The sequence below is a fragment of the Bacillus sp. JJ1764 genome, assembly GCF_036962145.1.
GTDB lineage: Bacteria > Bacillota > Bacilli > Bacillales > Cytobacillaceae > Neobacillus.
Genome location: NZ_JBALNY010000218.1, coordinates 3,293 through 8,137, shown reverse-complemented (window position 1 = coordinate 8,137; position 4,845 = coordinate 3,293). Strand labels below are relative to the sequence as shown.

The following is a 4,845-nucleotide window of genomic DNA, read 5'->3' as shown; positions in this document are numbered from 1 at the left end:
TGATGAAAGCCAACATGCATGCACACCAACCGGGAATTGTCATTCAACCCCTTAATGAAAGACATCAACCATAAACAAGAAAGCAGTTTTTACTGTATCGGACGTAATGACCCATTATCACCGTAAATAAAAACCCGGTAATAAGTACCGGGCCATATTATTGATATGGAAATTGTGAAGAATAGTTGTTAAATTGCTGATAGGCTTGATCAATCTTTTGTTGATCTTCGGCCTCCAGTTTATACCATCCGTTTTGAAACATTAATTTGTAAATATTTCTGCTGGTTTGGTGAGTTTCAGTGAGCATTTGTAACAAATCGGAATGAAGTTTGTCGTGACTTGCCTCACGGATCGCAATATTTAAGCTGTCTGTAATATACTTGCACGTACTGAGGCCATCATTGAGAAAGTCACGGTCATTCATTTCAGGGCCTTTCACCTTAGGCAATTGCCCAGTTTGCGGATTGGCAATTTGATTCGAATTCTGGGATTGCTGATTTTGTTGATTTTGCATTCTTTTTCCCTCCATTCAAAAATTAGTGCATTTGTTGATTTTGTATGCTTGACATAACCGCATTGTTATCTACCTGGAGGTGAGAAAGCAAACGATTATAATGATCCTGGTGCATTCTTCCAGCCTCATCTAGGGCCTGCTTAATATCCTGATTTTGAGCATGCTGAGCCAGAAAATGAAATTTTTTAAACGCAAGAAGTTCCCAAGACATTGCATCTTTTAAATACTGCAAGTCTTTTGTTGTAATCGCTTGTGGCGGATTCGGGATTGGCGGTTGATTTTGCATCATAATAAAACTCCCTTCAAAAAACTAATATCAAGTTTAGAATGAGCCAAATGAATTCCTCTTATGTAAAAACCCCGCAGAAATTAAAATCCGCGGGGAATCTATTATGATTTGACAATGACAGAATCTGTATTTACTTTCTGCACCGGAGCATTTATTTTTCCAAATGCCATTAAGGCTCCAATCCAAACAAAAATGAGATGAATATAGGCAAATGAAATCTCCAGCAAATGAATATGAACGGGAACTACCATGCCCACAATTTGGATGACCATTACTATAAAAATAAAGATTGCTGGTGCCTTTGGCAACACCTTAGCACGCAAAGTGGCAATTCCTAATAGGATGAGACCAAGGAAGATTCCCGGAATAAGCGGGATAAATACAGCTAGCTGCAATGGATATTGATCAATGGCCATATTATTGAATAATTCCCCGACATGTTTCAAATCTGCGGCAGTGTGGACGAAATCAAAAATGATTGGATAGGCCATAATCTGAACCGGACCGTGGAAAATCTCCAGCATTAAACCAATAAACAGTAGTGGGAAAGAAACCCAGCCCCACCATTTTAAGCCGGAAGCTTGACGAAGATAAACAGCCGGTAAGCCCATCAAGATAAACGTGGAAGCGTAAGCTAAAAGAACATGGATATTTACTGCGCCTTTTAAGAATTCAGGAATGTCTTTGACGGATGCAGGCATATCTTCAAGATGGATCAACTGACCGGTAAAACCCATTAATCCTCCTAACAGTAACAAAAACCCGCTAAATTTTAAATACCCGTTTGGAATGGTTAACATGTTAATTCCCCCTGTAATTTGATTGATTCTACACTTGAATCTTACCACCCCAAACCTTCCCGAGTGTTAGAGGCACCGTTTCCCAAAGGGCAGGAACTTACATGGGAATAAAATTAAACATTTACAGAACAATCTGATTGTTGGTACAATTTGCCTATCATGGATTAACAGGGGAGATACAATGGAGTTTTTGCCCGAAAAAAAGTTACCTCTTTTACGAGTCACCGTGCTGGTCATGACCCTGCTTACGGCCATATTGTTTATCTACAGCATTCCTCAATATTACCAATATATAAAATCCAATTGTATTGCCCAATCTTGTACCGGTTTTTATAACCCTGCTCCTGGAACCAACTGGCTTCAAAACCATGGAATCAGTCCAGCAGAATATTCGTTTGCCTATGTCAGTATATATGCCGTATTTGGTCTTGTTTATATAACGGCAGGAACAGTCCTATTATGGAAGAAATCATCTGGACTCATTGGTTTATTAGGAAGTTTTATGCTCATCTCACTTGGCGGAACATTCACACCGATCATGTCAGGCATTAAGCTGATTCACCCGCTGCTAACATACTTGGTTCAAGTCATCGAAGCAGGAGGGATGACAGCTTTTATTCTTTTCTTTTTTTTATTTCCAAATGGAAAATTTGCTCCTAGGTGGTCGGCCTATTTATGCATGACCATTATCATCCTTCGGGTTCCCGGCATGCTATTCCCTAGTACGATCATTGATTTACAGCACGGGCCGAAGCTGTTGTTTGGGATCTGGTTTTTTATTTGGATTGGCAGTTTAATTTCTGTTCAAATTTTTCGCTATAAGACTGTTTTAACGCCCTTAGAAAAGCAGCAAGCAAAATGGGTTGTCTATGGTGTGGTTATGGCACTAATGGGTCTAATGAGCGTTACCATTTTATTTATTTTTCAAGAAAAATCCATATCAGCCCAGCCATACCAGGTTTATGCTGTAGAGATCGGAGTCCATGCTTTCATGCTGTTGATCCCTTTGGCGATATTGATTGCCATGTTAAAGCACCGCCTTTGGGACATCGATATCATTGTGAATCGAACCCTTGTTTACGGAATCCTAACAGCATGTACTGTTTTATTTTATGTGTCCGCTGTGTGGTATACGGGGCTACTTTTTGATACTAAAAATCATACAGTAATATCCTTTATTGGTACCGGAATTGTTGCCGTTTTGTACTCTCCGATTAAACAGCACATTCAACGCTTTATCAACCGCCGTATGTATGGTGAAAATGACGATCCCTATTCCGTCCTGCATCGACTGTCAAAAGAACTAGAAAATCCTCTGGATCCGGAGGCCGTTTTGAAACTGGTGATCCGTACCATTAAAGACTCACTACGGCTTCCTTATGCCTCATTAAGTTTGCATCAAAATGGTGGAGAAGTCTTGGCAGCGGAAGAGGGAGAATTTTTTGACGAGTGCTTTTCATTTAGTTTGTATTATCGAGGGGAAGAGATTGGTGCCTTAAGGCTTTCCCCACGCTCGCCTGGAGAACGTTTTACAACGTCTGATCAAAAATTTTTAGAAATGCTGATCCGACAGGCAAGTGCCGTCGTCCAAAGTGCAAAGGCTTCAATTGATTTAAAAATGTTAGCCGCGAATTTACAGGAATCTAGGGAACAGCTGGTTTTAGCTCGCGAAGAGGAGAGAAGAGAGCTTCGGAGTAATCTGCACGATGGATTAGCTCCAAAATTAGCAGCTCTGGCTTTAACTGCTGCAGCCGCAGAAGATCTTGTTGAAAAAAATCCCGCGGCCACCAAGGAGATTCTGAGTGAATTGCAATCAACGATCCGCCAAACCGTATCTGAAATAAGGGGAATCGTCTATGATTTACGCCCACCTACATTAGATGAAATGGGATTAATCGGGGCGATTCACGAGCGTATAAAGGAATTAACACTGGTGAGTAAAAGACATGAGCAAGGTTCAGGCATCCACTTTTGCTTACATGCCCCGGAAAAATTACCTGTTTTACCCGCTGCAGTTGAGGTAGCTGCGTTTCGCATTATGACCGAGGCTTTGGTGAACGTCGTTCGTCACTCCAAGGCTACTGCCTGTTATATTAAGATTTTATTTAATGAAAACCAAGAACATGGTTTGCATATGTTCATTGAAGATAATGGTGTGGGGATGTCTCCGAAAAGTAAAAACAGAGAAAAGGGAGGCATCGGCATGGAATCGATGAAACAAAGAACAAATGAATTAGGCGGAAAATTCTTGGTCGAACACTCTGAAAAAATAGGAACAAAACTAACTGTTTTTCTGCCAGTAAATACTTAAGGGTATGGGGGAGCTAGGTTGAAAAAATTGAAGATATTAATTGCCGATGATCATCCTTTATTTCGGCATGGCGTAAAGACACTTTTTCTAACAACTGAGGATCTTGAAGTAATTGGCGAGGCAACATCAGGGGAAGAAGCCATCCAACTGGCACAAACACTTGAACCTGATGTGATTTTAATGGATCTGCGAATGCCTGGCTGTAATGGAATTGAAGCAACACGCGAAATTATCAAAAATAATCCTGCCACGCAAATCTTAATTTTAACGATGTTTCAGGATGATCATTCCGTTTTTGCGGCCATGCGTGCCGGTGCAAAGGGGTATGTTTTAAAGGATGCTGAAAAAGAGGAATTGTTAAACGCCATTAAAACAGTCGGAAATGGTGGGGCCATTTTCAGTCCGGGAATTGCTTCCAGAATGATTGACTATTTTTCCATTGCTCGTCCAGCGGCACCAAAAGAAGCTTTCCCGGAACTTTCAGAACGAGAGCGGGAAGTATTGTATTTGATGGCTGACGGTTCCACCAATGCAGCAATAGCCGCAAAATTGACCATCAGCGGGAAGACCGTTTCGAATTATGTCACCAATATTCTAAATAAACTTCAAGTCGCGGATCGAGAAGAGGCCATTTACTTGGCAAGAGAATCGCGACTGGGAAATTCAGAGGAATGATAACAAAAGGCAGCCGGAATCAAGGCTGCCTTACTTTCTTTCAATCCAAGTTTCGAGTGCTGGATGAAATTCTTTATGATAATGTTGGTTTGGGCATGATTTTATGACAACACCTTTTAAGGCATCAGAATCCTGGGTTTCAAGAACTTCATTACATTTTGGACACTGTTCCTGAAATAGCTTTTTTAAAAAATTCATCATTGTCACCATCCCGTTAATTCCTATCGTTATACTGTGAATTATACAATATATTCTT

At 40.6% G+C, this 4,845-nt stretch carries 6 protein-coding genes; 2 read left to right on the top strand and 4 right to left on the bottom strand.

Annotation, left to right across the window (positions count from 1 at the left end):
- Window positions 1–157 precede the first annotated feature (157 nt).
- The 3 genes from V7083_RS22505 to V7083_RS22495 form a co-directional block, all read right to left on the bottom strand.
- Window positions 158–514 (bottom strand): spore coat protein, encoded by a 357-nt coding sequence (locus V7083_RS22505; RefSeq protein WP_335482284.1) that lies wholly within the window; start codon window positions 512–514, stop codon window positions 158–160.
- 22 nt (window positions 515–536) lie between these two features.
- On the bottom strand, window positions 537–800 hold the full coding sequence (locus V7083_RS22500; RefSeq protein WP_335482286.1) for a ferritin-like domain-containing protein: 264 nt from the start codon (window positions 798–800) through the stop codon (window positions 537–539).
- 104 nt (window positions 801–904) lie between these two features.
- A complete protein-coding gene (locus V7083_RS22495; RefSeq protein ID WP_335482282.1) occupies window positions 905–1,603 on the bottom strand; it encodes a hypothetical protein in 699 nt (232 codons plus the stop codon).
- 181 nt (window positions 1,604–1,784) lie between these two features.
- On the opposite strand from V7083_RS22495, the gene V7083_RS22490 reads away from it, so the two are divergent.
- Both V7083_RS22490 and V7083_RS22485 read left to right on the top strand, forming a co-directional pair.
- Window positions 1,785–3,914 carry a histidine kinase gene (locus V7083_RS22490; RefSeq protein WP_335482281.1) on the top strand — a complete coding sequence of 710 codons (2,130 nt, stop codon included), beginning with the start codon at window positions 1,785–1,787 and terminating at the stop codon, window positions 3,912–3,914.
- A gap of 18 nt (window positions 3,915–3,932) precedes the next feature.
- Complete coding sequence (locus V7083_RS22485) at window positions 3,933–4,589, top strand: response regulator transcription factor (RefSeq protein ID WP_335482279.1); 657 nt, start codon at window positions 3,933–3,935, stop codon at window positions 4,587–4,589.
- A gap of 30 nt (window positions 4,590–4,619) precedes the next feature.
- Here the strand turns inward: V7083_RS22485 and V7083_RS22480 are convergent.
- Window positions 4,620–4,845: hypothetical protein (locus V7083_RS22480; protein ID WP_335482277.1), on the bottom strand; the 226-nt coding region annotated here is incomplete at its 5' end.

Coding starts and splice junctions, on each gene's coding strand:
- V7083_RS22495 (WP_335482282.1), bottom strand. CDS start 1,603: ATGTTAACCATTCCAAACGGGTATTTAAAATTTAGCGGGTTTTTGTTA.
- V7083_RS22505 (WP_335482284.1), bottom strand. CDS start 514: ATGCAAAATCAACAAAATCAGCAATCCCAGAATTCGAATCAAATTGCC.
- V7083_RS22490 (WP_335482281.1), top strand. CDS start 1,785: ATGGAGTTTTTGCCCGAAAAAAAGTTACCTCTTTTACGAGTCACCGTG.
- V7083_RS22500 (WP_335482286.1), bottom strand. CDS start 800: ATGCAAAATCAACCGCCAATCCCGAATCCGCCACAAGCGATTACAACA.